We start from the raw sequence: 26,727 nt of genomic DNA, 5'->3' as shown, positions 1-26,727 counted from the left end.
ATCGGCGAAGGTCTTCCCGAAGTTCTGGGAAGCTTGCATGCGGCGGGGTGCCGTTGAGCGAGGTTGCGGTTTGAGCGACGTTGCGGATCACAACGGGACGGCGGCGCTTCCACCGCGCGCGAACGATCCCGCCGACGTGGCGTTCACTGGGGCCGTGATCGGCCTGCTCGTCATCGGCCTTGGCGATGGCCGTATTCGCACGGCCAACCCCCATCTCTGCCATCTCTTGGACTACCCCGACGGGGGGCTCACGGGGGTGGAACTCACCCGCCTCGGTGAAACCGCCCTGCCCGTCCCGAACGGTATCCGGCGCTGGCATCGCGCCGATGGCGGCATCCTCGATGTCCATGTCCGGTCCTCGCCCCCTACGAATGGCGTCCAAGTGGTCGTGGTCGATGCGGTGGACGCCGACGACCTGGTGCCGGCCGTCGAGAATCAGGCAGCCCTCACTGCGGCCGGCGTCGGCGAATGGCGCTTCGATACGGCGACCGGCCTCATCTCGCTGTCGCGACGCGCGGCCTTCATCCTCGGCGACCGGCCAGGCGTCCGGTTTTCCTGGGCGACCCTGCGCGGCCGCCTGGACGCGGAGGAGGTGGGGCGGATCGAGACCCAAGTGCGATCCGCCCTGGCGGAGGGTGGGCCCTTCGCCCTGCAATGCCGGTTGCGCCGGGCCGACGACGGAACCGAGATCCATCTCGGCTTGCGGGGCGAGGCGAGCCGGAATGACGGTGTATCCGCCGGCATCGTCGGTGTCGTGCAGGACATCACCGCACAGGTCGTCGCCCGCACGGCCCTGCGCGCGGGGGAGCAACGCCTGCGCATCGCCACGTCGCTCGCCGCCCTCGGGATCTTCGAGTGGCACATGCTCGACGATCAGGCGGTCTGGGAGAACGAGCGCATGTTCGCGATCTTCGGGCGCAGCGTCGAAGATGGCGCCGTGGGCAAGCGCGAGTTCTTGGAGCACATCCTCCACCCCGACGATCGGGCGGCCTTCCGCTCCGCGATCACGAACGCCCTGCGCGGCGATGCCGTGCTCAAGGCCACGGGGCGGATTCGGCGCCGCAGCGACGGAGCGTGGCGGATCATCGATCTCGCCGGGCGCTTCGAGCGCGATGCCCCCCACCGGCTGCCGCGCCGGCTCATCGGGGTCGTGGCGGACGTCACCGAGCGGCGCATGGCCGAGGAGCGCCAGACCCTCCTCATCCGCGAACTGCATCATCGGGTGAAGAACACACTCGCGACCGTGCAGGCCATCGTCGGCTCGACGGCCCGCACGGCCTCCAGCATCGAGAGCTTCTACGAGGCCTTCGTCGGGCGGATCATGTCCCTCGCCCACACCCATTCGGTGCTCACCGAGGACACGTGGCAGACCGCGTCCCTGCGCACCCTGCTCGCCAACGAGTTGCGACCCTACGCCGACGGTGACATGGACGGGGCCGGGGATGCCCGAATTCACCTGGAAGGTCCGGCCGTGGATCTCACGTCCGAGCTCGCCGTCCCCATCGGCATGGCGATCCACGAACTCACCACGAACGCGGCGAAATACGGAGCGCTCTCGACCCCGGATGGACGCGTGATGATCACTTGGGATCTGGTGCCGGACGGCCCGGCCGGGACCCTGCGCTTCGAGTGGCGCGAGAGCGGCGGTCCGACGGTGCGCGCGCCGACGCGCCAGGGGTTCGGTTCACGCCTGCTCCAGCGCGTACTCATGGCCCAGGTCCGGGCGGACGTGACGATCGATTATCCGCCGGACGGTTTTCATCTCCGGATGCTGGCGCCGTTGCCGGCGCGCAGCACGGTACTGGACCCCCGCCGCTAAGGGGGGGACGAGGAGGCGCCTCAGGCGGCCCCCCGCGCATCGGTTTCGCCGCCGGCTTCCACGAAGGCCTTCAGCTCGTCGAGGGAATCGAAGCTGAAGCGTCCACGCGGCGTCTCCGCTTCGATGGAACCGTTGGCGTACATCACGTACGTGTTGCCGCCGGACGCATAGGTTCCGACGATCTCCGGTTTGTCCTCGATGGCGGGCGTTTCGGGCGCCCGCGCGGGCTCGGGGGTGATGTCGGCCATCGTATCCAGGGTCGGATACAGACGGACCGGCTCCCCCGGGGCGTCGGTGCCGGTGTCGAACAGGGCCATGGCGCGACGATCCTCCGGCGGAGCGCCCTGCGCCGCGACCGATTCGGGTTCGTCAGAGCGGGGCTCGGCAGGCGAGATCTCGGCAGAAGAAGTCTCGGCAAACGTTGGCTCGGGAGCGAGGGGCCGCACCTCGGCGCTCGGCGCCTGCGCGTCCAGCGGCGGCAGGAGATCGGGTAGCAGCGGCTCCACGGTCTCTGGGGGCGGCGGGGCAGGAAGGTCGATGTCGGGCGGGAGAACGAAGGTCGGCTCCGGCCCGCGACCATGGGGCCCCGCGCCGAATTTCGCCTGGTCCGGTTCGGCGGCAGCGAGTGCCTGGGCTCCGAGGCCGGCGGCCCCGAGACCCAATCCACCCATGGCCATGCCGCCCACGCCGAATTCGCGGCTTTCGGGGCCGCCGAGGCTCGGACGCTGGCGCATCGGCCTTTCGCCGAGGGCCGGCATGGCAAACGCCGGTTCGGAGACCTCGGGCTCGGGTGGGCGTGCCGCGAGACTCTCGACCGGGGGCGTCGCGGCCCGCACCTCGCCCAGGCGCCGCCCGAGGCCGCGCAGGTGGCTCGCCACCGTGGCGAGGCCCAGAACCACCGCCCCCGCAGACGCGGTGGTCGCGCCGGCGACGGTCATCGCCATACCGCTCTCGAGGCGCACGAAGGGAAACCCCTGAACGACCGATGCAACACCACCGACGATCATCAGGACGGCAAGCGCGAACAGCGCAATGATCATGGAACTCTCGAAAAACGCCCGCACCCGGAGTGCGGCGCGCACAGTAAGGCCCTGCCGGCCTTTTGCAAAATCGAAACCCCGGACACAGGCCATGGGCCGCTCGGGCGTTGCCGCCGTGCCGGCATCCACTTAGGTATCGGCGCGTTGGGTGTGCGGATGGCCGGCGGATCGTCCTGCCTGCCTTCGCATTCCCTGACGTCACGACCCGGAGATTTGCCGATGACCTTCACCCTGCCCGAACTGCCTTACGCCTATGACGCGCTCGGCCCCTACATGTCGAAGGAAACCCTCGAGTTCCACCACGACAAGCACCACAAGGCCTATGTCGACACGGGCAACAAGCTGCTCGAAGGTACGGGTCTCGAAGGCAAGAGCGTCGAGGAGGTTCTGACCTCCGCCTACGGCAACAACCAGCCGCTGTTCAACAACGCCGGTCAGCACTACAACCACATCCACTTCTGGCAGTGGATGAAGCCCAATGGCGGCGGTGCCGTGCCGGGTGCCCTTGCAAAAAAGATCGACGAGGATCTCGGCGGCTTCGAGAAGTTCAAGGCTGACTTCATCCAGGCCGGGATCGGTCAGTTCGGCTCGGGCTGGGCCTGGCTCGCGGTCAAGGACGGCAAGCTCGAGATCCAGAAGACCCCCAACGGCGAGAACCCCCTGGTGCACGGCGCGAAGCCGATCCTCGGCGTCGATGTCTGGGAGCATTCCTACTACATCGACTATCGCAACCGCCGGCCCGACTACCTCAAGGCGTTCATCGAGAATCTGGTGAACTGGGAGCACGTGGAGAAGATGTACGGCGAGGCCATCGCCTGATCTTTTCTTGACTGCGCGCCGCGAGCCATCGAGGCTCGTGGCGTCCCTTTCGGTTCGCGCCTCGACACGCGGCCATTCCCCACGAAGGCAGCCCGCCTCCACAAGAGGGGCCGGGCGCCCCGAAGAGCAACATCCTTTCTCGTCTCCCCGATTGTCTCCATGATCCGCTCCATCCTCTCCGTCGGCGGCTGGACGCTGGTGTCACGGGTCACCGGGTTCGCCCGCGACGTGGTGATGGCGGCGATCCTTGGAGCGGGTCCCATCGCCGACGCGTTCGTGGTGGCGTTCCGGCTGCCGAACCACTTCCGTGCGATCTTCGGCGAGGGTGCGTTCAACACCGCCTTCGTGCCGACCTACGCCGGCCTGTCCGAGGCCGCCGAGGCGGGGGCGGCCCGGCGCTTCGCCGACCGCATCTTCACCCTGATGCTGCTCGTCCAGGTCGTGTTCCTAGCCCTCGCGATGCCGGCGATGCCGTGGGTGGTCAGGGCCCTGGCACCGGGATTCTCCGAGGATCCCGAACGCTTCGCCCTGGCCGTCTCGCTCACACGGATCACGTTCCCCTACCTGCTGTTCATGACCCTGGTGACGCTGTTCTCCGGCCTGCTCAATGCGCAGCGGCGCTTTGCGGTGGCGGCGGGCGCGCCGGTGCTGCTCAACCTGTCGATGCTGGTGGCGTTCAGTCTGGCGTTCCTGTTCCCGAACGCGGCCTACGCCGCCGCCTGGGGCGTGTCGGTCTCCGGCGTGCTGCAATTCGCCCTGCTGTGGTGGGCATGCCGACGCTCCGGCATCGCGCCCTCCCTCGTGCCACCGAGCCTGCGCGACCCCACCATGACGCGGTTTTTCAAGGTCCTGGGTCCGGCAGTGATCGGTTCGGCCGGGTTCCAGATCGCGTCCTTTGCGGACACCATCATCGCGAGCTTCCTCCCCACCGGTGCAGTCTCGGCGCTCTGGTATGCCGACCGTCTCTACCAGCTGCCCTTCGGGGTCATCGCCATCGCGGCCGGCACCGTGCTGCTGCCGGAGATGAGCCGGCGAATCGCCGCCGGTGACGCGGCGGGCGCGCATGCGGCGCAGAACCGGGCGGCTGGTTTCTCGCTCGCCCTATCGGCTCCCTTCACCATCGCGTTCCTGACCTTGCCGGGTCTGATCATGGTGGCCCTGTTCCAGCGTGGCGCGTTCGGTGCCGAGGATGCGGCACGCGCCGCTTCGGTGCTCGCCGCCTATGGGCTGGCGCTCCCAGCCGTGGTGCTCCTGCGCAGCGCCCTGCCGAGTTTCTACGCCCGCCAGGACACGATGACGCCCCTCATCGCCTCGCTCTCGGCCATCGCGATCAATGTTGGTTTCAAGGTCGTGCTCACGGGCCCTTACGGCGTCACCGGTCTGGCGCTCGCCACCGCCATCGGGCAGTGGGTCAATCTCGCGCTTCTGGTGGTGCTCGCCTGGCGGCGCGGCTGGATGGCACCGAGCCGGGGGCTCGGCATTACCCTCGTCGGTGTCACCATCGCGTGCGCCGCCCTGGCCGTCGTCGCCCGCTATGGACTGTCGGTGGTCGAGGGTGTGGTGCCGGCTCTGCCGCATCTGCGCGAAATCGTAGTCCTCGGTGCGCTCGGCACCGCAGGAGCCATCGTCTATGGACTGATCCTCCTCGCGACCCTCCGGATGTTCGGCCTGCGCCTGCGCAGGGCTTGACGATCCGGAGTGCGGCGCACCTGCGACGAGGGAGATCCGGTGCCGCGGTAGAATGAGCTCACAGACTCGGACGGGCTCCGGATTGCGCGCCTCGGGCAGGCAATCGAACGAGCGCGGAACCCGGCCGATGAGCAAGGACGCCCCCGGGAATTGAGTCGCATCGGCGCTGCCCTCGACGACCCTAGATCGAACCGATGCATCGTACCTTCACCATGACCCGGGCCGCCGGGCTCGAGCGCCTCTCCGATTTCCTCGAAGGCCCCGGCGCCGCATACTCTGCGGACCGCAACACCGACCGGGGGCCGGGCAACGGGCCGAGCACATCGATGCTCTCGCCCTATCTGCGCCGGCGCCTGATCACGGAGGCGGAAGTCGTGGCCGCCGCGGATCGGGCGTTCGGCGATGGCGGAGCGGAGAAGTTCGTCTCCGAGGTCTTCTGGCGAACCTACTTCAAGGGACATCTGGAGACCCACCCGGCGGCCTGGACGGACTTCCTCGCCGAGGTCGGACACGGGCATGACCTGCTCGCCGCCGAACCCGGACTGCGCCGCATCCACGAATCGGCCATTGAGGGCCGAGCCGGCATCGACGGGTTCGATGATTGGGCGCGCGAACTCGTCGAGACCGGCTGGCTGCACAATCACGCCCGAATGTGGTTCGCCTCGATCTGGATCTTCACCCTGCGCCTGCCCTGGGCGCTCGGGGCCGCATTCTTCATGCGACACCTCGTCGATGGCGATCCGGCCAGCAACACGCTGTCCTGGCGCTGGGTCGCTGGCCTGCACACCCGCGGCAAGCACTACGTCGCCCGTGCGGAGAACATCCGGCGCTACACGGAGGGACGCTTCGACCCCGTCGGTCTCGACGAATACCCGGACGCCCTCGACGAGCCGATGCCGCCGCGGGAGGTGGCGTTGCCGCAGGCAGATCCGATGCCGGAAGGCGATGTCGCGCTGCTCCTGCACCTCGACGATCTCCACCCGGAGAGCCTGCCGCTCCGCGGGACGAAGATCGTCCGGATCGGAGGTCTGATCGATCATGCCCAGGGTGCGTCCGATCGTGTCAAGGCCGCGGACGAAGCCGCGATGGCGGATGCCTTGGCCCGGGCGACGGCGCATTTCGCGTGCCCGGGGGCCCCGGTCGGGAACGGGTGGGCGGACGGCCTGCCGGTGGTGACGGCCTGGGCTCCGGTCGGACCATCGGCGACGGCGATGCCGGATGGGTGCTTGCGCGTGCGGCGGGCCTGGGACGATGCGGCGTGGCCGAAATCCACGCGCGGCTATTCCCGTCTCCGCTCGGCGATCCCGGCCCTGCGCGGCGCCTGACTTCGCATTCTCCGCCGTGTCGCCTCGCGATGAGCAAGCCACTCCCGATCGGTCTCAGGCCCCCGGATCGTCAAGACGGAAGACGGAAACGATGCATCGGCGGGGACCCATGGCGCTTGTCCGGAGGTGCCCGTCCGCAGATCCAGCAAAGTGAGCAGCGAAGCGAAACCCAGGAGCGACGTCCCGCCGGTCACCGGCTGTGCGGGCGCGTCCCGCGGGCGGACTGGTGCGAGCGGCGGCGGTGCGCCCGGGACGATCCTTCACCCCACGGGCGTCGGCGGCACGGACTGCCGGGGAGCGTCCATGACCGTTCAGGGCTCGCCCGTGCCGGTATCGGCCAGCGGGGCGATCGTCTAAATGTCTCTCGCGAAACTCCCGCTGCACCGGGGCGCACAGAGCGAGCGCTGGCGGTGATCGGGAGTTTTGTGAGGCCTCTAAGCCGTCGCTTCGCGAACTTCCCTCAATTCTGACTGGCCGGGCGCGGCTGGGGTGCGCGGAGGCGGACCCTCTCTCGCTCTCGGCCGTTGCGTTTGGGCGTGGCGGTTGCGGCGCTGTTCCCACGGAAGCGGACGGCATGGACATCGAGAACGAGCGCCTACGCACCGAGAACCGTGAACTCCAGGCCGAGATCGCGCGGCTGCGCGAGCGGAACATCTCGCATGTGCGTCGACCGGAGAGCGGTCAGCAGACGTCCGCGGCGGATGTCGACCTCCTGTTCACGGCTGCGGAGAAGACCCGCATGCCCCAGATCGTCACCGACCCCAACCAGCCCGACAATCCCATCGTGTTCGCCAATCGGGCGTTCCAGGATCTGTGCGGCTACTCGGCCGAGGAATTGATCGGCCGCAACTGCAGGTTCCTGCAGGGACCGGACACCGATCCGGCCGATATCGCGCGCGTTCGCGACGCCATCTCGGCCCGCCGCGATGTGGTGGTCGAGATCCTGAATTACCGCCGTGACGGTTCGACGTTCCGCAACGAACTCTACGTCAGCCCGGTCTTCACCCCGGAGGGCCAGCTACGGTACTTCTTCGCCAGCCAGCTCGATGTCACCCGGTTCCGGACCGAGGAGGGCATGCTCGCCGAGAGCGAGGCGCGCTACCGGACCCTGTTCAACGCCCTCGACGCCGGCTTCTGCGTGATCGAGATGCGTTTCGACGCGGAGGGAAAGGCCATCGATTACCGCTTCGTCGAGGCGAACCCCGCTTTCGCCCGTCATACCGGGCTCGACGACGTGGTCGGCAAGTGGGTGAGCGAGGTGGTGCCGGACCTCGAACGGACTTGGCTCGACACCTACGGGGCCGTTGCCCTATCGGGGCAGGCCGTCCGGTTCGAGAGCGGGGTCGTGGCGCTGGGGCGCTGGTTCGAGGTGCAGGCCCTGCGCATCGGCGAGCCTGTCCAGCACCGGCTCGCCTTGCTGTTCAACGACGTCACCGACCGCCGCCTCGCGGAGGGCGTCCTGCGGGATACCGCCCGCGAACGGACCACGGAACGCGATCTCGTGTGGCGTGCCAGCCGCGATCTGCTCGTGGTCTGCGGTTTCGATGGCATCTACCGTGCGGTCAATCCGGCCTGGACCGAGATGCTCGGCTGGTCCGAGGGCGACCTCGTGGATACGTCCTTCGACGACTACGTCTACCCCGACGACAAGGAGGCGGCCGCAACGGCCTTTGGGCAGCTTCGCGCCGGCGAGGTTCTCGACAATCTCGATGTGCGGATCCGGGCGGCGGATGGCAGCTATCGCTGGGTGTCGTGGAACGCGATCCCCCAAGGCGATCACTTCTATGCAGCCGGCCGCGACGTCACCGAGCGTCGCGCCCTGGAAGAGCAGCTCCGTCAGTCCCAGAAGCTGGAGGCCGTGGGTCAGCTCACGGGCGGCGTCGCGCACGACTTCAACAATCTGCTGACGGTGATCCGGTCCTCGACCGACCTCCTGAAGCGTCCGGACCTGTCCGAGGAACGCCGGCAGCGCTACATCGGAGCCATCTCCGACACGGTCACGCGCGCCGCCAAGCTCACGGGCCAGCTCCTCGCCTTCGCGCGGCGTCAGGCCCTGACGCCGGAGGTGTTCGACGTCGGCCGCAGCGTCGCTTCCGTCGCCGACATGGTCGGAACCCTGACGGGTGCGCGCATCCGGGTCGTCACCGACGTCACCCCGGTCCGGAACGCCGAGGGCGAGGACGTCCCCCACCTCATCGATGCCGACCCGAGCCAGTTCGATACGGCCCTGGTCAACATGGCCATCAATGCACGCGATGCCATGGGCGGCGAGGGTCGCCTCGATATCGGCGTGCGGCGCGCCTCCGGCATTCCGGCGGTCAGGGCTCACCCGCGCATCCCGGGCGACTTCGTCGCGGTGTCGGTCCGCGACACGGGAACCGGAATCGCTGAGGGCGACCTCGACCGGATCTTCGAGCCGTTCTTCACCACCAAGGGCGTCGGCCAGGGCACAGGTCTCGGCTTGTCCCAGGTGTTCGGTTTCGCCAAGCAGTCGGGTGGCGAAGTTCTGGTCGAAAGCGCGCCCGGCAGCGGCACCACCTTCACCCTCTACCTGCCCCGCGCGATGGGGCGGCACATGGCCGAAGAGACGGACGACGAGCCCGAGCCCCTCGCCGACGGCCATGGGACGCGGGTTCTCGTGGTCGAGGACAACGAGGAGGTCGGCGCTTTCGCCACCCAGGCCTTGCGCGAACTCGGCTACGAGACCGCCTGGGCGATGAACGCCGAGAAGGCCCTGGAGATGCTGCAGGCCCCCCCGGGCTTCGACGTGATCTTTTCCGATGTCGTGATGCCGGGGATGAACGGCATCGATATGGCCCGCGAGATCCGGCATCGCCATCCGGGAATGCCGGTGGTGCTCGCGTCTGGCTACAGCCATGTCCTGGCCGAGGAGGGCACACACGGCTTCCCGTTCTTGAAGAAGCCCTATTCGGTGGAGGATCTGTCGCGAATCCTGCGGCGGGCCGTGAGCCGGGCGGCCACGGGAGCTTCGCGGCAGCGACGCTGATCGCGCCGCTCGCTCAAGGCATTCGGGCTCGAAGGAGAAGGCAAGCGCTCGGTTCGGCCTTCGATGATCGACCGTAGAGCCCGCGTCGCCGCGTACCCGAAGACCGCGCGCGTCAGCCTGTCCTGGTGGTTGAGCCCTGACGCTTGAGTCCGTTCGGGGGGGCGGTTGGGGGATAAGACGCGGTCGACGCGCATCCCGCCGCTGGGGCCGGCGGTGGCGGCGCGCGTGGTGGCTCTGACGCAAGGCGATCCGCCCGGCGCGACCACGCATTGGACGACCGCTGCCATGAGCAAGGTCGCGGCCATCAGCGTTTCGTCGGTGCAGTGGATGCTGGAGCGGGCACGGTCTGCAGCCGCATCGGGTCCGGTAGTTCAAGCTCTCCACCGATCCGGCCTTCGCCGCCAAGTTGCGTGACGTCGTTGGGCTCTACGTCGACCCGCCCGCCCGCAGGACCCGTTGCCGATGAAGCCGGGCAAGCCGACGACCCGCACCCACGACTACAAGCGCCACCGCAGGAGTTTATCCGCCTCCTCAATGCAGTCGAGGCGGCGGAAACGGCGGGCAAGATCGTCAACGCGATCCTAAACAACTATGCCGTTTGGCTGGACACCAATGGCGTTGGCGATGCAGATGGCCCCGCTCGTGGCGATGTTGACGAGGCTGGCACCGCCGAAATTCACGCCTCCGCCGGTAATCGTCTCGCTCTTAGCAACGGTGCTGAAAGTCCAGCTATCCGGCGTGATCGGGCCGACCGGTACGTTGATGGCGGTGGCGCCCGTGTCGGTGAAAACGGCAGACCGGCCCGCTTCGATCGGAGCCGTCCCGTTATTCGGATTGGGTCCGGGGCTGTAATCGCCGGTCGTCGTGGTGGCGCCTGTGCCCTCTCCAAATCGACGATTGCGCGTGGGCCATGCCGGTCCCGACGGCGAGGGACGCGGACCACCAGCCCGGAACGGGCGAGCACGCCACGCGCCCGGACGGCCAACACCGCAACCGCCCGTAGGGTCTCCCGTAATTGCCGCCGCCCGATCCGCGCCGCCGGGCGCACCTTCCGGATGCGCAGGGGGTTCAGCCGGGCGACGAGGGCGGCCGGAGTCTCGACGGCGAGGGCCTGCCAGCGGGCGATCCGCTCGCGCAGGAGCGTCGCGGCCACGGGCGGCACCGTCGGGGTCTGGCACGGCTGAACGCTAAACCCGACAAGGGTTGTCGAGGCCAGCAGGAGATCGCGCGCCCGGAGGCGGGCCGACCCGACCGTGATGTTGCTGCCTGTCATAACCCGACCCTTGACGCCAGACCGATCCCGTCGGTCCCGTCCGACGGGAGGTTCGGCGCACTTAACCTCCGCTGGCAGCGGATGGCGCGCTATTGCCTATTGTCTGAGCGTTCCGATTTTCCGGATTGCCCATCCAGTTCATCACACGATCGAGAGTAGGTCGGTCAAGCGAGCCCGCCGGTCTTCGGCATCCCTGAGCTTTGCGGCCCGTCTCGGTGCGAAAGCTTGGCTACGCTCGGCACGATCCAACGGCGGTGGGATGTGGGCTAGCCCCTGGGCGCCACAGCGCATCTGCAGGCGCAGCGAAGCGTGGGCCGATCTGGCTGGACTCCCGGTTGCGGTCGGCTGGGCAGGAAGCCTCGGCCCAGATGAGCCTTGGGCGAATCAATCTGAGGTTGCCGTTGGGAAGGGTATACCTGGAACTGAAGTGACGACCGTTACTGCATAAATATTGAGTAACGAATCGGGGTGTACATATTCTGCGATGGCTATCCAGTCTGAAATTTGGTGTCGGAAGCAGATCGTTGCCCGAAAATCCCAACAGATCGATCGAGAGCCAGCGTGCGCCCCGGAACACAACGAACTGGATCGGCCTCATTCGGACCCCCGGTGGGGCTGAGACGCCCTGCACGGTCAAGGATGTGTCGAAGACGGGCGCCAAGATCGGCGTGCCGGCGCACATCGAGCTTCCGAACGATTTCATGCTGAAGATCATCGGCATGGACTACGTCTGCTCGGTCAACCTCGCGTGGCGCGCCGGAAGCCTTGCGGGCGTGCGGATCCTCCAACTCGCCAAGTTGCCCCCGAAGCCGCTGACGCCGCAGCAGCAGGCCGAGGCCGCCGACCGGGCGCCGCATCAGTCCTTGGGAACCCGGCGCGGTCTGCGTCGTGGTTGAGGCCATCGGCACGGCGCCGGCCGACCGCGCGAAGCGCGTCCTCTGGGTCACGGACGATCCGGGCCGCAACGCTGCGCTGATCCCCCAGCTCGCGCCGGCTTTGGCCTGCCGGATGCACGATCTCTACGCCGATCCGGCTCCGGCTGAGCCGTATGCGACGTTGATCTGCGACGTCGTCGATCTCGATGAAGGCGCCATGATCCGCCTGCGCGCCCTGCGCGCCCTCTCGCGGATCAAAGGGCCGTTGATCGTCGTCCAGACGCAGGAAAGCCGCCGTCATCGCCTCCAGGCCGTCGAACTGGGGTCCACGCACATCCTGCCGGCCCCCGTCGACGTGCAGCGCATCCGCGCCGCCCTCGGGGTGGCGGAAGCGCCGCCGCCGCTCGCTCCGCATGTCGCCGCACAGGCGGCACGGGTCAGCGCGTTCTACACCGACGTGTTCGTCGCCGATCGCCCGATCACGCCGACCCTGATCGACAACGGCACGGAGCTCGTCGCGCGCGCGATCGGGGAAACCGGTATCCGGGACTGGATCGGGGCGATGCACCGCTTCGACGACGCCACCCACCAGCACTGCCTGCTGGTTGCCGGCGTCGCGGCGGCCTTCGCCACGCATCTCGGCTTCGGCGCCCACGAGCGGCACCGCCTGACCAAGGCCGCGCTGGTGCACGATGTCGGCAAGATCCACGTGCCACCCGCGATCCTGAACAAGCCCGGCCGCCTCGACGACGCCGAGTTGGCGGTGATGCGGCTCCACCCCGGGCAGGGGCACGCCCTGCTCGCCGGGGAGGGGTTCGAAGCGGAGATGTTGGGCGTGGTGCGCTCACATCACGAATTGCTGGACGGGTCGGGCTACCCGGACGGGCTGAAGGATGCGGAGATCCCCGACCTGGTGCGCCTGATCACGGTCTGCGACATCTACGCGGCGCTGATCGAGCGGCGGTCCTACAAGCCGCCGATGCCGGCGGCAAAGGCCTACGCGATCCTGACGGAGATGGACGGACGCCTGGACCCAGTGCTGGTGCGGGCGTTCGCGCCCATCGCCGGCGGGTTCACCGACTGATCGGGCGGTCGATCCCGCGCCCATCCCGCAGGTGCATGGCTCCGGCGAAGTGGATGCAGGCGGTGGCATCCGCGGGAAAAGCCGTTGTGCTGGAAAGCCGCCATCGCGGTGGCGACACGCGTTTCAGTCGAGGTTTTCCCGCTGGACGGCTCGGTCCCTAAACGTCTCATGCCATTGCGGATTCCGGCATTGACTGTACGTCCCGGGTTCGGTGTGTGTCCCATACGTTGTCTGCGCGTCGACTTGTTCGGTCGTCCCGGGGAGATCCATGCGATGTAAGGCGTTGACGATGCGAGGCCTGGACATTGGTCTTCAGGGCGGGCGCCCCGGCACTCGCCATCGTCATGCGCGTCGCCTCGGCAAAGGAAGCGCGGGCATGTGATGGGCTTCCGATGGGTTCGACGCTCGGCATGCCACTCATACTGGGCGGAACGCGCGTTGTGTTCCACATATAGCCCGAGAACTGCCGTTGCCGATCACGACATGGACTGCCGTAGTACTCCCCCCAAAGGCTCCCTGCCGGCTCGAACCGTTCCGCAGCCGGACCAAGCGATATCGCCCCCGTTCAGCACGAACGTCAGTGGATCAACCACTGTCCGACAAGCACCAGGGTCGCCGAATAGACGGCCTTGTGATCCTCATCACTCACCAGAATCGTATAGGCGAGCCGATCATTGCTGTTGCAGGCCTGCTCGCGCGCGATTTCGGGCAGGACTCGCATCGCTTGCGATTTCACCTCGTCCAGGCCGGAGCACTCGATGCCGACCGCATCGAAATGTGATGTGCCATCGTGAATGTCGAAATAATACAAGGCCACAGATGCACTCCGCGCTTGTCTGGCGAGAGCAATTTTCGCTCTCGCACGCTGCGTCTCAAGTATCGAGACGGGCTGGGGCTATAGCTAGTCAGGTCATTTGCCGGTGGCTACTGATCTTATGTGCGACTGGGTAACAAGCGGGTACGCTTTGTTCGGCCTAGGCCGCATGCCTGCTCTTGATGCCCATCACCGTGTAGCAGGTCCGGTTGCGGCCGTTCGCCTTCGCTTCGTAAAGGGCTGCGTCGGCCAGACCGAACAGGTCTTCGGGCGTACCGCCCTTCCATGGCAGGCTGAAGGCGAGGCCGATGCTCACGGTGACCGGTCCGACATCGACGCCATCAGCCCAGACGACGAGCTCGCCGACTGCCGCGTGTACCCGGTCGGCGATCCAGGCGGCTCCCTCCGGTTCGATGTCCGCCAGGAGTATGGAGAATTCCTCGCCACCGACGCGGGCGACGAGATCGTTCGGGCGACGTGCGCTCCGCTCCAGGGCGCGGGCGAGCGCCTGCAGAACTCGATCGCCGACGGCGTGCCCGTAACGGTCGTTGTAGCGCTTGAAGTGATCGGCATCGATGGCGAGCAAGGCCACAGCGCCGCCGCGACGGCGCGCCTCGTCCCAGATCCGTTCCGACGACTCCTCGAAGCTGCGCCGGTTGTGCAGCGCCGTGAGCGCATCGGTGCGGGAAAGGCAGGCCAACTCGGCTTCCGCGGCAGCGCGGCGCCTGAGTTCCCATCCGACCAGGAGCGACAGCCCGACCGTGAGGCCGCAAAGGACCAGTACGAGGGCGCCGATCACAAGAGCCTTCGCCCGCCACTCGCCCTCTATTTCCTGCGTGTGGAGGGCGACGTTCAGGATCAGCGGTAAGTCGGCCACCTGCGTGAAGGTGTACAATCGCTCGAGCCCGTCGCTCAGGGTGATGCCGACGAAGCTTCCGCGAACCTCGCGCAGGAAGCGTTGGACGTTCGGCGAATCCGCGAAGTTCGGGGCGAGCACCGAATTGGGCTCGGGATGGCGCACGAGGCGCGTGCCGTCGTGCAGAAACAGGTTGATCGTCCCTGCCCGTCCGAGTTTGATCCGGTCGAACAAGCGGTTGAAGTAGTGCAGCGAAAGGCTGCCGAGCACGACGCCGCCGAAGGAGCCGTCGGCCTTGTCGATCCGCCGGCTGAGCACGACGATCGGTGTGCCGCTGAGCTGTGAGATCAGCGGCCGGCTGATCTGGAGGCCCAGGTGGGGGTTGGCCTTGTGGGCCTGGAAGTAGGGGCGTTCGGCGCTGTTGAGGCGGCGCACTGGCCAACTCGCGGCGTCGAAGGCCACATCGCCGTTCTCGTCGAGCACCAGCATCACGCCGAGGTCCTTGGCATTGACGGCGCGGTCGAACAGGATGCGTTGGCGGAACTGCGGCGCGATCTCGCTCAAGCCCGGCAGCTTGAGATTGTCGACGATGCCGAGCAACGCCAAGTCGATGATCTCGATGTTGCGATCGATGTCGCGCTCGATCACCTGCAGCAGGTTTTGGGAGGTTTGCTCCGCCTTGTCCCAAGCGTCCTGACGAAGTTCCATCAGCATCACGACGCAGACGCCGAGCATGCCGAGAGGTGCCAGGATCCCGAGCCCGATCCAGACCCGGGCGGACCGGAAACCGGGTGCGACGGTTGCTGCCACCGGCTTGACCACCCGCGCAATCGCGGGAGCGATCCGCGTTGTCATGCCGGCGATCTGCGGCATCCGGCCCATCGGCAAGTCCTCGTGTGGTGGTCTTACGGGAACATCGCGTCGACGGCGTCCTGGCTGACGGCAGCCGTGCCGGGCAGGGCGGGACCGTTCAGCAGCGATTGTTCTTCGTCCGGCCTAGCACCGACCGCCTTGCGGGCTGCCGGTCTGGCCGACCCCGTCGTCCCGGCTTGACCCGTCCAGAGGCGCAGCATCTCACCGACCCGCTCCTCGACATAGGCGATGGTGCGAACGACCTTCGAGATCCGCTGCCCCGTGAGATCCTGAAAATTGCAGGCCTCGAAGATGGCCTGCATCTGGCGCTGGATGGCCTCGGCGTCCGCCCGGGTCGCAACGTCCTGCGTCCGTCTGGCAATCCCACGGGCGAGGCCGTCCACGGTCTCGGAGGCGGTGAGGATGCTGTCGGTGGCCTGCTCCGTGCCGAGAACCACGGCTTGCAGTTCGTCGCAGGCTCGCCCGGCCTCATGCTCCTGTTGCAGTTCGGCGATTTCCCGGCGAGTGCGCACGATGGCTTCGGAAATGGAAACCAGATGTTGCTGCAGGCGAGCGGTACGATCGTCGAGGACGGGCTTGCTGCTGATCATTGGGTCGATCGCTACTCGCTGGTGGTGCGCCACCATCGATAACCTATAGTTGTTAAACAAATCGGAATTGAACTCCGTTCTCCATTGTTCGGTGATTGATGGGATATTTCGGGATGAGTTTGTGTTTGCGGCTGACCGAAGACGCTGTGTCGGAAAAAGCAATCACCCTCACGATTGCTGCAATATCTCAGTATTGAACCAAAAGTCGTTTCTCTGTCTCCGCCCGATCGAATGCCCCACGGCCAAGTCGGCGTGGGCTCGGTGTATCCCCCACACAGCCTGCCCCGGCTGATGACGTCGTCGATGAGTGCGACAAGGCGGATAATCACATCATTGTCCGTCTCGCAGCCGGTCGGACCGGCTCCCACGCTCGCGTTCGTTCGAGGAAGCGCGAGCCGAACCAGGATCGAGACTGGCGGAGATCGAGACGTGCGGTCCTTGCGGAAATCGTCCGTCGAGCGGCGACCTACGCGATGAGGGATCCCGACGGTCGGACCTTTCGACGATGCCAGCCGGATCGAATAGGGTCACGTCGCGATCCGGCTGGATGGGAACGACGAAAGCAGCGGGCTCTTGCCCGTGATGCCACTACGGCTCGGGCATCGCTTGTCCGGACCTCGACGAACGGGTGTGGATTCCTCCGGTCCGACTCGTCACGGAACAGATCGGAACCGGAGATTTGGTGACCGATCGACTCTTGAGATCGGCGCCCTCACGGAACTATCGAGCGATCGCGTTCCGGAAGCGACGGGCCGCCTGCGGCCCCCCGTCCGACGTTACTTGAACACCTGGATCATCGCCGGCGTGAGGATCACCACGAACAACACCGGCAGGAAGAACAGGATCATCGGCACGGTGAGCTTCGGCGGCAGGGCCGCGGCTTTCTTCTCGGCCTCGTTCATCCGGGTGTCGCGACTCTCCTGGGAGAGCACACGCAGGGCCTGGCCGACAGGCGTGCCGTAGCGCTCGGCCTGGATGAGGGCGGTGGTCACCGCCTTGACCGGGTCGAGGCCCGTGCGATTGGCGAGATTCTCGAAGGCTTGGCGCCGGTCGGGCAGGAACGACAGTTCGGCGGTCATCACCGCGAGCTCCTCGGCGAGCACGATGGACTGGGTCGCGATCTCCGTGCTCACCCGCCGGAAAGCGTGCTCGACCGACATGCCGGATTCGACACAGATCAGGCTGAGGTCGAGGGCGTCGGGCCAGGCCTTCCGGATCTCGGTCTGGCGCTTCTTGGTGGCGTTGTGGAGGTAGAGCTCGGGCATCTTGATGCCGAGAAGCACGGCGGCGATCACCATCATGGCGCGGATCGCCACGGGCTGGTCGATGACGTTGAGGACGAACAGGTAGAGGATCGACGCCACGAGCATCGCGATGGGCGTCACCATGCGGAAGAACAGGAACCCGGTCTCGGCGCCTGGGGAGCGGTAGCCGGCCATGAGGAGCTGCTGTCGCGCCGTCTCGGTTCCGAGCCAGCGGCTGAGGTTGAACTGCTCGACCACGCGCTTCATGTAGGCTTTCGGCGCCACCCGAAGGGTCGCCTTGGCGGCGGTGTTCGACAGGCGTTCGCGCTCGCGCTGGCGCAGCTCGTCGCGCTCCTCACCGACCATCTTCATGCGCTTGCCCAGGCGATCGGGCTCGATCAGGGGCTGGAGCAGGGCGAAGGCGGTGGCTGCCGCCGCGATGCCGGCGAGCGCCATTCCGAGGAAGCGCGGATCGATGAGCTTGTGGGCAAGGACGTCCAGCATGGTTTTCAGGCTTTCGCGCGGTCGCGCTCCCGTCAGAAGTCGAAGCTGATCATCTTCTTCATGGTGAAGATGCCGAGCGACATCCAGATCGCCGAGGCGACGAGGCCGATCTTGCCGATATCCGTCGTCCACAGCAGGGCGATGTAGTCCGGGCTGGCGATGTAGGTCAGGGTCGCGACCACGAACGGCAGCGCCGCGATGATGCCGCCCGACGCCTTGGCCTCCATGCTCATCGCCTGGATCTTGCCGGCCATCTTCTTGCGTTCGCGCAGCACCCGGGAAAGGTTGGCCAGGGCCTCCGAAAGGTTGCCGCCGGATTTCGCCTGGATCCCGATGACGATGGCGAAGAAGTTCACGTCCGAGACGGGCACGCGCTCGTGCATCTTCACCAGGGCTTCGCCCAGGGACAGGCCGAGGGTCTGCGACTCGACCACGATCCGGAACTCGGAGCGGATCGGCTCCTCGGCCTCGCGCGAGATGATGCGAAAGCAGTCGCTCACGGGAATACCGGCGCGCACGCCGCGCGTGATGATGTCGATGGCGGTTGGCAACTCGGCGATGAAGCGCGCGACCCTTCGCTTGCGCCAATGGGCGAGAAACCACATCGGCAGACCGAGTCCACCCGCGAAGATCGCCGCGAGGGTCGCCGGAATGCTGCTGATGGTCAGATAGGCGACGAGGCCCAACAGGAAGGCGAGCACGCCCGAGACGACGTAGTACTGCTCCCGGCTCCAGGTCAGGCCGGCCTGGGCGATTCTGAGCTCCAGGCTGGCGCGGGTGCCGGCCTTCTTGGCCTCGATCTCCTTGAGGCTCTTCGCCACCTGCTCGCGCCGGCTGGTGGTGACCGCGCGCGCGCTCGCCCCCGGCGTCACCACGCTGATCGCCCGGCGGCGCTGGCTCGCGCGCTTCTCGCCCGTCATGAGCGGGGTCAGCATGACCCAGGCGACTGCGCCGGCGGCCAGGGCGGCGAGCCCGGCGGCGAGGGGCAGGTTGGCGTTCACGGCGTCACCGTGGGGATGCGACGGACCCCGTCGCTCAAGAACGGGTGCCTCACAGGCTGCCCTCCTCCAGTACGGCGGCGGCGTCGAGGGCCGCAGCCAGGGCCTTCTCCTCGCCGTAGTACCGCGCCCGTTCCCAGAAACGCGGCCGGCCGATACCGGTGGAGCGATGCCGCCCGATGAGCTTGCCGTTCTGATCCTCGCCGAGGATGTCGTAGAGGAGCAGATCCTGGGTGATGATCACGTCGCCCTCCATACCCATCACCTCGGTGATGTGCGTGATGCGCCGCGAACCGTCACGCAGGCGGGTGGCCTGAACGATGATGTCGATGGAGCCGCAGATCATCTCGCGCAGGGTCCGCGACGGTAGGGTGAACCCGCCCATGGTGATCATCGATTCGAGGCGGCTCAGGGCCTCGCGGGGCGAGTTGGCGTGCAGCGTCCCCATCGAGCCGTCGTGGCCGGTGTTCATGGCCTGTAGCAGATCGAAAGCCTCCGGGCCGCGAACCTCGCCGACGATGATCCGTTCCGGCCGCATGCGGAGGCAGTTCTTCACGAGATCGCGCATGGTGACCTGGCCCGAGCCCTCCATGTTGGCCGGCCGGGTCTCGAGGCGCACCACGTGGGCCTGCTGGAGCTGCAGCTCGGCCGCGTCCTCGCAGGTGATGATGCGCTCGTCGTGGTCGATGTAGGCCGTGAGGCAGTTCAGCAGGGTGGTCTTGCCCGAGCCCGTACCGCCCGAGATGACGACGTTGCAGCGCACCCGGCCGATGATCTGCAGGATGCGCGCGCCCTCCGGCGAAATCGCCCCGAAGGTGACGAGCTGGTCGAGGGTGAGCTTGTCCTTCTTGAATTTACGGATGGTCAGCACCGGTCCGTCGATGGCCAGCGGCGGCGCGATGATGTTGACGCGCGAGCCGTCCGGGAGACGCGCGTCGCAGATCGGCGAGGCCTCATCGACGCGTCGGCCGACCTGGCTGACGATCCGCTGGCAGATGTTCATGAGCTGCTGATTGTCGCGGAACCGCACGCCCGTGAGCTGGATCTTGCCGCCGACTTCGATGAAGGCCCGGTTGGCGCCGTTCACCATGATGTCGGCGATGTCGTCGCGCATCAGAAGCGGCTCGAGCGGACCGTAGCCGAGGACGTCGTTGCAGATGTCGTCGAGCAGGTCTTCCTGCTCGTTGATCGACAGGACGATGTTCTTGAGACCGATGATCTCCGAGACGATGTCGCGGATTTCCTCACGGGCGGATTCGGCATCGAGGCGAGCGAGCTGAGCCAAATCGATGGCCTCGATCAGCGCGCCGAAGATCATGCTCTTGGTGCGGAAGTAATCCTCGGATTTTGCCGCCTCGACCACGGGCTGGACGGGCACCGGCACCTCGACGCGCGGGCGCCCCGCCGGTTCCTGGTGGATCGGCTGGGTCGCGACTGGACGCGGGGCGAGGTGCATGGGGGCGACCTGAGCGGCCGCCGAGCCGTGTCGCCTACCGAACATGGGGTATGTCTCCGGTCGAGGGAGCTGGGACCGGGCGGCGATGCGGATCGCGCATCACGACGCCTTGCGGCGCTGCAGCCGCGCCAGGAGCGGCTCGAGAAGGTTCGCGCGCGGGCGTCGCGTCTCGGAACGCCCCACGAGGGTGGCGGCCAGTGCCGAGAACACGTCCGTGACCTTGGCCCCGGCCTGCACTTCGGCGATCATCTGGCCGTTGTTCGCCGCCGTTCCGAACAGGGCGGGCTCGAAGGGCAGGCTCGCGGTGATCGGGGCGTCGAGGGCCTTGGCGAACTCGGCGACGCTGATCTCGGGGCGCTTCGACATGCCGACGCCGTTGAGGACGACGCGCGCCTTGGCGTCGTTCGGGCGGTTTTGCTGGAGCAAGGTCAGAAGGTTCTTGGTGTTGCGCAGGGACGCGAGTTCGGGTGCGCTCACGATCAGGATCTCGTCGGCCGAGACGAGGAGACGTTTTGACCAGGCGGTCCAGACATGCGGCACGTCGAGGACGACGCACGGGACCGTGTTGCGCAGGAGGTCGATGACGGCGTCCATGGCCTGCTCCGACAGGTCGATGGTCCGGTCGAGGGTCGCGGGCGCGGCGAGAAGGGTGAGGTTGTCGGCGCATTTCGACAGCAGGCGGTCGAGGAGGTTCGCGTCGAGGCGCTCGGGCGAGAACACCGCTTCGGCGATGCCCTGGGGCGGATCCTGGTTGAAGTTCAGGCTCGCGGTGCCGAAGGCGATATCGAGGTCGGCGATCACCGTCGCGGTGTCCTGCTCCCGGGCGATGGTCCAGGCGAGGTTGTGGGCGAGGGTGGACGCGCCGACGCCGCCCTTTGCACCCACCACCGCGATGGTGCGGCCGACGGGCTTGGCGCCCGGGGCCGAGAACAGGTCCGATATCGCCTGGATCAGCATGATCGGATCCACGGGCGCCATGAGGTACTCGCTCACCCCGCGCTGAAGGAACTGGCGGTAGAGCATCACGTCGTTGACGTGGCCGATGACGATGACCTTGGTGCCCGCGTCGCAGACTTCGGCGAGGGAATCGAGGCATTCGATCGGGCGTGATTTGGCCCCTTGCGTCTCGATGACGATGACGTTCGGGGTCGGCGCATGGCGATAGGCTTCTACGGCGGCGGCACCGCCGCCCATCTGCACCTTCACGTGAGTCTTCTGCATCCGCCGGTCGGAGCTCGCGGCTTCGATCACGACAGCCGTGTCCTGGGTCTCGCAAAAGGCCTGGATCGTGATCCGCGGCACCGGGGCGATGAGGCGCTCGGGTGTCTGGTTCGGGTCCACCATGGCTCTGGTTCCGGTTCAGGTTGCCCCGAAGGGCGCATTCGGGAGTCGCGGGTTTCGGTCGATCGGCACGTCTTCGGACTCGGCACCCCGGAGCAGGCGCCGCGGCCGGGGGCTACTGCGAGACCTGGGATTTCACGTCGGCCTTGCCATCCTGGCGCCAGGGAATTGACGGATCATTGCCGGCCCGCAATTTCTCGATGTTCTTCGTGCGGCGGACGGTGTCGATGCGCCCCTCGGGACGGCCGCGCACGAGATCGATGGGATCGGCGACTTGAGCGGCGATGTTCGACTGCGTCGAGCAGCCGAAGTTCCAATGAGCCTCGTTGCGCCCGTTGAAGGCGGCGTCGCCGACTCCGAGATCCTGCGGCCACAATCCGCACTGGCCCGCGACCTTGGCCTCCATCCGCTGGAAGCTGAGGCGCAAGGGGGCGACGAGGGTCGGGGTTGCGACCGCGTAACTCGTCACCACGAGTTGTCCGGGGTCCAAGCCGCCCTCGGCGCTCATTCGGCGGATGGCCGCGCCCGTGCGTTCGACGGCGGCCCCTATGGCGGGGGCGACGCCCCGCGGCATGTCGAGGACGAGGGTGCCGCGGCCGTAGCGCCGGAAGTCGACGAGGAACGCGTCGATGTCGGCGGCCTGGCGCGGATCGATGTGGCCGGTGCCGGTGACGAACACGTCGAGGCTGCGGCCCGCATCCGTGAGGGCGATGGGGTGCCGTGCCCGGTAGTCCGTGGGATAGAGCGAGCCCGTCGTCGCCGGAGCACGGCTCTGGCACGCGCCGAGGAGTGCCGTCAGAGCGCTGATTGCGGCCAGGGCTTTGAGCGTGGAAGACTTTGGCGTGGGAGACGCGGGCATGGAAGGGGTCCTGGCGGAACGGGGGCCGGGTCTTTGAGCGGGTAGGATTAGTCGGTGATGAAGCCGACGCGGCCGCGATAGGCCGGTCCGAGCGGACTTGCGCCCGCGACGCCGTAGAGGCGGTTCAGGCGTCCGAGCAGGATGCCCTGCGCGTCCTGGGCGTCGACGAAGCCGTCGTCTGGCCGCGTGGGCTGGCGCGCCTCCATCGGCTTGGCGATGTAGGGGGTGACCATGATCATCAGCTCCGTCTCCTGGCGCTGATAGTCGCGCGACCGGAACAGGGCACCGATGATCGGCAGGTTGATCAGTCCTGGCAGCCCCGAGATGGTGGCTTTGTTGCGCTGCTGGATCAGGCCGGCGGTCATCATGCTGGCGCCGGAGGCGAGCTCGACGGTGGTCTCGGAGCTGCGCACCGTGAAACCCGGCACGGCAATGTTGGAATTGCCCTGACCGATGTTGATGGAATTCTGCTGGTCGATCTCCGTGACGTCTGTGCCGACTCGGATCGAGATGCGGTTCTCGGCCAGCACCACGGGTGTGAACGTCAGGCTGACACCGTAAGGCTTGAATGCAATGGAAGGGGTGCAGATCTGGTTCGTGCCGGTGCCCTGAACGCAGGCGAGGGTCGACGGAACCGGAATCTGGCCGCCGGCGGTGAACTTCGCCGATTCGCCCGAGATCGCCGTGAGGGTCGGTTCGGCCAGTACGCGGGAGACCCCCGCCTGCTCGAACGCCCGGAGGGTCGCCGACAGGCTGGCGCCGCCCGTTCCGGTGACGGTGCCGGTCAAGGCGTTCCCGGTTGGAAAAGATCCCCCGTTAAGGGCCAGGGGTGCCGTGTTGACGAGGTTCAACCCCGACCAGTTGCCGCTGATATTGATGCCGAACTGCTTCAGCACCGTGCGGGCGACCTCGACCACGGTCACGCGCAGCATCACCTGATCGCGGCCCCGGATGGTGATGTTGTTGATCACCGTGCCGCGGGTCGGGGTGCTGCCCGCGGCGGCGCCCGCCGAGGCGCCGCCCGCGCCCGCAGAGCCGGACTGGCCCACGAAGGCGTTGGCGATGTCGATGGCCTGGGAGGCTTCCGCCGCGGAGTTGACGCTGCCGGACAGGATGATCGAGCTGCCGGCGGTGCGGATGTCGAACCGGGCATTCGCGATGCTCTGGGTGAGGATCTGGCGCAGGGCGCCGAGCTGGAGATCGCGCGCCACGGTGACGTCGAGGGCGGTGATCTGTCGGCCTTCGCCGTCCATGATGAAGATCGAGGTGGCGCCGTCCTCCATGCCGATGACGAACACCTTGCGGGTCGAGCGCACGACGGCGTTGGCGACCTTCGGGTTGGCGACGAACACCTCCTTGGCGTCGCGCGGCAGGTCGATGACGATGGAGCGGCCCATGGTCAACTCGATCTTGCGCGAGGTCGCGGCCTCGTTCGAGCCCACGGCGAGCACGGGCGCCGGAGCGAGGTCGGGCACCGGCCGAGCCGTGACCGGACCGGCGAGGAGGCTCGCAAGGACCGGCACCACCAGGATCGGCAGTTGGCGGGTGGCGCTCCGGGATCGGACAATCATCGGTAAAACCCCTGTCATCGCGTTCGCCGGAGCCATCAGCGCCGCGACTGTTGCTTGGAGACGCCGAAGCGCACGACCGTCACGCCACCCTCGCCGCGGGTGTCCGGCGCCACCTCGGTGGTGCGCCCGGAATCGACGAGACTGCGCAGGGACAGGGAGAGCTGGCCGACCTTCTGGGCCAGGGTGACGATCTCGGCTTGCGCCGGCGTCAGGGCGAGGGTCGTGGTCTCGCCGGTCACGACGTTGCTGCCGTTCTTTTCCTGGACGATCTGGCCGACGGCGAGCACGCGGATGTCCGTAAGGATGGTCTCCGAGATCTGTGTCTCGGACCCACCGGCCTGCATGGCCTCCTCGTCGCGGTAGGTTCGGATGAGGTCGACGTGGTCGTTGGGCAGGATGAAGCCGCCGGCGGAACTCGATCCCCGCGAATCGGTGACGATGGCCACGGCGCGCATGCCGGATGGCAGGATGGCGGCCATGAACCCACCGTCCGAGCGTGCGAGCTTCTGGGGCCGGATCGGCTCGCCGGAGAGGAACCCGGAGCGGGCGATGGAGCCTGTGATGTCTTCCAGGCCCTTGGGCTGGCTGGTGCGGGTGATGTAGCCGGGCGTGATGGCCTGATCGGGCCAGGGCTGCCAGCGCAGATCCGCTGCCTGGAGGCTTTGCCCCATCGGCAGCTCGGCCGCGGCGACGAGCACGTCGGTCGTCGGCAGGACCGGCGGCGGCGGCGCGGCCAGGATCACGGGAGCCGGGGGTTTGTCGTCGCCGCTCATCAGGTAGGCGGCAAGGCCGCCGGTGACCAGGGCGATGGCGAGGACGGCAAGGCGGGCGGGTTTCATTGCCGGGGATGAACCTGTGGGACGGCCGAGTGCCGCGCCCCGTCACGATGGTCCCGGATTCCTCAAATTAGGGTTAAGACTTCCTGATGGATTGCGTGGTCCGCCGGTCACCGCGAAGGCGCTGCCGTTCGTCCGCGTCGATCAAAGACCGAGGGCCCGCGTCCAGATCGCCGTCTCGGGCAGGACCATCACCGCCGCGAAGGCCAGCGCGATACCGTAGGGCACGCCCGTGCGCTTGTCGTGGAGGTGGAGGAGGAACGGCATGCGCGACAGGGTCGACCCGACGAACACCGGCAGGGGCTGCGAGCGCAGGGCGAGAATCGCCACCGTGAGCACGCCGCCCGCCAGGGCCGCGAGGGTGAAGTAATCGAGCAGATGGTCGAAGCCGATCCAAAGGGCGGTGCCCGCCGCGAGCTTTGCGTCGCCCCCACCGATATGCCCGAGGGCGAACAGGGTGAAGGTGATGGCCAGCACGAGGGCCCCGGCGCCGGCATGCACCGCCAATTCGGTCCATCCGAACCCGAAGCTCGCGGCGAGGATGGCAAAGCCCGCGATCAGCGCGAGGGTGATCCGGTTCGGAATCAGCATCGTCAGGAGATCGTTGGCGGCAGCGTAGACCATCAGGAACGGGAAGACGAACAGAACGCTCGCCGTACCCATGCTCGCTGTACCCATGGTGGGGCTTTCAGAAGTAGTCAGAAGTAGAATGGGGATTTGACAACGAAAGGAGGCGCGAACTCAGGAACGCGCCTCCTTTTCGGACCTCTTCCGCGCATCGTCCGCTGGAGCGGATGCGGGGCCTCGTCGTGCTGATCGCCGCTTCGGCTTCAGCTCTGCTTGAGATTGTTGCCGACGTACTGGAATGTTCCGCTGATCTTCGTCGCCAGAACGTTGAGAGCTGCGATGATCGCAACAGCGATGAGCGAGGCGATGAGGCCGTACTCGATGGCGGTGGCGCCGGACTCGTCGGAGGCAAAACGCTTGAAGATGTTCGTCATGACGCAGGATCCTTGTTCGACCGAGAAGAAATCAGGTGCCGTCGAAGATCGTCACGTTTCGTCCGGCGACAGAAACGACATTGCCCGTCCCACGTTGCAAATCGGTTAAACGAGTCGCCGAAACCTGGGCTCGTCCGGTCCGATCGCAGCATGGTAAAGCTATCGTAAAGACTAGACCGTCTGCGAAGACGATGGAGGAGGCGGTTCGCCGGTGTCGTGCCCGGTCACGGCCCGTCCTTAGGGGCCTGTTTACCCTCCCTGTGTTTTGGTGATCCGTCGGCTCGACGAACGCGGTCGACCGCCGCCCCAATCCGCGCGGGTGCGGTCCCCAGGCACGAGTGATCCCCATGGACGACCGTTTCCCAGCTTTCCGATCCACCGCGTCCCATGCGGTGGTACCGTTGCTCGCCGCCCTTCTGCTCGCCGCCGCCCTCGGACCGGCCGCCGCGCAGGCGCCGACTTTGGTGACGGTGACGGTGGACAACGCCAAGGTGATCCGCTTGCCGGAGAACACACAGACGGTCATCGTCGGCAATCCGATCATCGCCGACGTGTCCCTTCAGAAGAACGGCGTCCTCATCCTCACGGGCAAGAGCTTCGGCTCGACCAACCTCATCGCCCTCGACCGCGGCGGCAACATGCTGGCCGAATCCACCATCAGCGTGCAGGCGCCCCAGGCCGCCGTCGTCACGGTGCAGCGTGGCCTGGAGCGCGAATCGTATTCGTGCACGCCCAATTGCCAGCCCTCGGCGCAGCTCGGCGACTCGACGCGCTATTTCGGCGAAGTCAGCGGCCAGGCCGAAGCCCGCCGTGCCATGGCGGTCGGCGGGAAGTAGACAGCCTTCCCCCTTCG

At 67.1% G+C, this 26,727-nt stretch carries 22 protein-coding genes and 1 pseudogene; 10 read left to right on the top strand and 13 right to left on the bottom strand.

Annotation, left to right across the window (positions count from 1 at the left end; all coding sequences use genetic code 11):
- Positions 1–172 precede the first annotated feature (172 nt).
- A complete protein-coding gene (locus ASF25_RS10025) occupies positions 173–1,819 on the top strand; it encodes an HWE histidine kinase domain-containing protein (RefSeq protein ID WP_244472984.1) in 1,647 nt (548 codons plus the stop codon).
- A 20-nt stretch (positions 1,820–1,839) separates the two neighbouring features.
- On the opposite strand, the gene ASF25_RS10020 is transcribed toward ASF25_RS10025, so the two are convergent.
- A complete protein-coding gene (locus ASF25_RS10020) occupies positions 1,840–2,859 on the bottom strand; it encodes a hypothetical protein (protein ID WP_056304494.1) in 1,020 nt (339 codons plus the stop codon).
- Between the two features lie 219 nt (positions 2,860–3,078).
- Between ASF25_RS10020 and ASF25_RS10015 the strand changes: the two genes are divergently transcribed.
- The 8 genes and pseudogenes from ASF25_RS10015 (at position 3,079) to ASF25_RS09985 (ending at position 12,931) form a co-directional block, all read left to right on the top strand.
- Positions 3,079–3,678 carry a superoxide dismutase gene (locus ASF25_RS10015; protein WP_056170175.1) on the top strand — a complete coding sequence of 200 codons (600 nt, stop codon included), beginning with the start codon at positions 3,079–3,081 and terminating at the stop codon, positions 3,676–3,678.
- Positions 3,679–3,837: 159 nt separating this feature from the next.
- A complete protein-coding gene (gene murJ, locus ASF25_RS10010) occupies positions 3,838–5,367 on the top strand; it encodes a murein biosynthesis integral membrane protein MurJ (protein WP_056304493.1) in 1,530 nt (509 codons plus the stop codon).
- 194 nt (positions 5,368–5,561) lie between these two features.
- A complete protein-coding gene (locus tag ASF25_RS10005) occupies positions 5,562–6,692 on the top strand; it encodes an FAD-binding domain-containing protein (RefSeq protein WP_244472966.1) in 1,131 nt (376 codons plus the stop codon).
- Between the two features lie 574 nt (positions 6,693–7,266).
- A complete protein-coding gene (locus ASF25_RS10000) occupies positions 7,267–9,699 on the top strand; it encodes a PAS domain-containing sensor histidine kinase (RefSeq protein ID WP_056170169.1) in 2,433 nt (810 codons plus the stop codon).
- A 222-nt stretch (positions 9,700–9,921) separates the two neighbouring features.
- Positions 9,922–10,295, top strand: a pseudogene (locus tag ASF25_RS23560) (IS630 family transposase); the annotation flags it as partial.
- 22 nt (positions 10,296–10,317) lie between these two features.
- Positions 10,318–10,551, top strand: coding sequence for a hypothetical protein (locus ASF25_RS22655; RefSeq protein WP_156368929.1), 234 nt, complete (start codon positions 10,318–10,320; stop codon positions 10,549–10,551).
- A gap of 1,062 nt (positions 10,552–11,613) precedes the next feature.
- The gene (locus tag ASF25_RS09990; RefSeq protein WP_156368928.1) at positions 11,614–11,868 is read left to right on the top strand and encodes a hypothetical protein; all 255 of its coding nucleotides are present in this window, start codon (positions 11,614–11,616) and stop codon (positions 11,866–11,868) included.
- Positions 11,861–12,931 (top strand): HD domain-containing phosphohydrolase, encoded by a 1,071-nt coding sequence (locus ASF25_RS09985; RefSeq protein ID WP_244472965.1) that lies wholly within the window; start codon positions 11,861–11,863, stop codon positions 12,929–12,931. Before ASF25_RS09990 ends, ASF25_RS09985 begins: the two co-directional genes overlap by 8 nt.
- A gap of 577 nt (positions 12,932–13,508) precedes the next feature.
- On the opposite strand, the gene ASF25_RS09980 is transcribed toward ASF25_RS09985, so the two are convergent.
- The 12 genes from ASF25_RS09980 to ASF25_RS21890 form a co-directional block, all read right to left on the bottom strand.
- A complete protein-coding gene (locus ASF25_RS09980; protein WP_056170163.1) occupies positions 13,509–13,748 on the bottom strand; it encodes a hypothetical protein in 240 nt (79 codons plus the stop codon).
- A gap of 157 nt (positions 13,749–13,905) precedes the next feature.
- A complete protein-coding gene (locus ASF25_RS09975) occupies positions 13,906–15,474 on the bottom strand; it encodes a sensor domain-containing diguanylate cyclase (RefSeq protein WP_244472964.1) in 1,569 nt (522 codons plus the stop codon).
- Positions 15,475–15,506: 32 nt separating this feature from the next.
- A complete protein-coding gene (locus tag ASF25_RS09970) occupies positions 15,507–16,100 on the bottom strand; it encodes a protein phosphatase CheZ (RefSeq protein ID WP_244472963.1) in 594 nt (197 codons plus the stop codon).
- Positions 16,101–16,840: 740 nt separating this feature from the next.
- The gene (locus ASF25_RS09965) at positions 16,841–17,812 is read right to left on the bottom strand and encodes a type II secretion system F family protein (RefSeq protein WP_056170156.1); all 972 of its coding nucleotides are present in this window, start codon (positions 17,810–17,812) and stop codon (positions 16,841–16,843) included.
- Positions 17,813–17,844: 32 nt separating this feature from the next.
- Positions 17,845–18,813: a type II secretion system F family protein gene (locus tag ASF25_RS09960; protein WP_056170153.1), complete on the bottom strand. Its 969-nt coding sequence runs from the start codon at positions 18,811–18,813 to the stop codon at positions 17,845–17,847.
- Positions 18,814–18,862: 49 nt separating this feature from the next.
- Positions 18,863–20,311, bottom strand: a complete 1,449-nt coding sequence (locus tag ASF25_RS09955; protein WP_056170152.1) for a CpaF family protein — start codon at positions 20,309–20,311, stop codon at positions 18,863–18,865.
- 54 nt (positions 20,312–20,365) lie between these two features.
- Complete coding sequence (locus ASF25_RS09950) at positions 20,366–21,610, bottom strand: AAA family ATPase (RefSeq protein ID WP_056304491.1); 1,245 nt, start codon at positions 21,608–21,610, stop codon at positions 20,366–20,368.
- 112 nt (positions 21,611–21,722) lie between these two features.
- Positions 21,723–22,466: a CpaD family pilus assembly protein gene (locus ASF25_RS09945; RefSeq protein WP_056304490.1), complete on the bottom strand. Its 744-nt coding sequence runs from the start codon at positions 22,464–22,466 to the stop codon at positions 21,723–21,725.
- Positions 22,467–22,513: 47 nt separating this feature from the next.
- Complete coding sequence (locus ASF25_RS09940) at positions 22,514–24,037, bottom strand: type II and III secretion system protein family protein (protein WP_056304489.1); 1,524 nt, start codon at positions 24,035–24,037, stop codon at positions 22,514–22,516.
- A gap of 35 nt (positions 24,038–24,072) precedes the next feature.
- Positions 24,073–24,876 (bottom strand): Flp pilus assembly protein CpaB, encoded by an 804-nt coding sequence (cpaB, locus tag ASF25_RS09935; protein ID WP_056304488.1) that lies wholly within the window; start codon positions 24,874–24,876, stop codon positions 24,073–24,075.
- 141 nt (positions 24,877–25,017) lie between these two features.
- Entirely contained in the window at positions 25,018–25,551 is a 534-nt protein-coding gene (locus tag ASF25_RS09930) for a prepilin peptidase (protein WP_244472962.1), read from the bottom strand.
- A 152-nt stretch (positions 25,552–25,703) separates the two neighbouring features.
- On the bottom strand, positions 25,704–25,874 hold the full coding sequence (locus ASF25_RS21890) for a Flp family type IVb pilin (RefSeq protein ID WP_082502557.1): 171 nt from the start codon (positions 25,872–25,874) through the stop codon (positions 25,704–25,706).
- Positions 25,875–26,221: 347 nt separating this feature from the next.
- Here ASF25_RS21890 and ASF25_RS09925 point away from each other — a divergent pair, with 347 nt between their 5' ends.
- Positions 26,222–26,710 (top strand): pilus assembly protein N-terminal domain-containing protein, encoded by a 489-nt coding sequence (locus ASF25_RS09925; RefSeq protein WP_056304487.1) that lies wholly within the window; start codon positions 26,222–26,224, stop codon positions 26,708–26,710.
- The last annotated feature ends 17 nt before the right edge of the window (positions 26,711–26,727 follow it).

It is taken from the genome of Methylobacterium sp. Leaf100 (genome assembly GCF_001422845.1).
Lineage (GTDB): Bacteria > Pseudomonadota > Alphaproteobacteria > Rhizobiales > Beijerinckiaceae > Methylobacterium.
The sequence above is the reverse complement of the archived record's forward strand: the minus strand, read 5'-3'. Positions and strand labels throughout refer to the sequence as shown.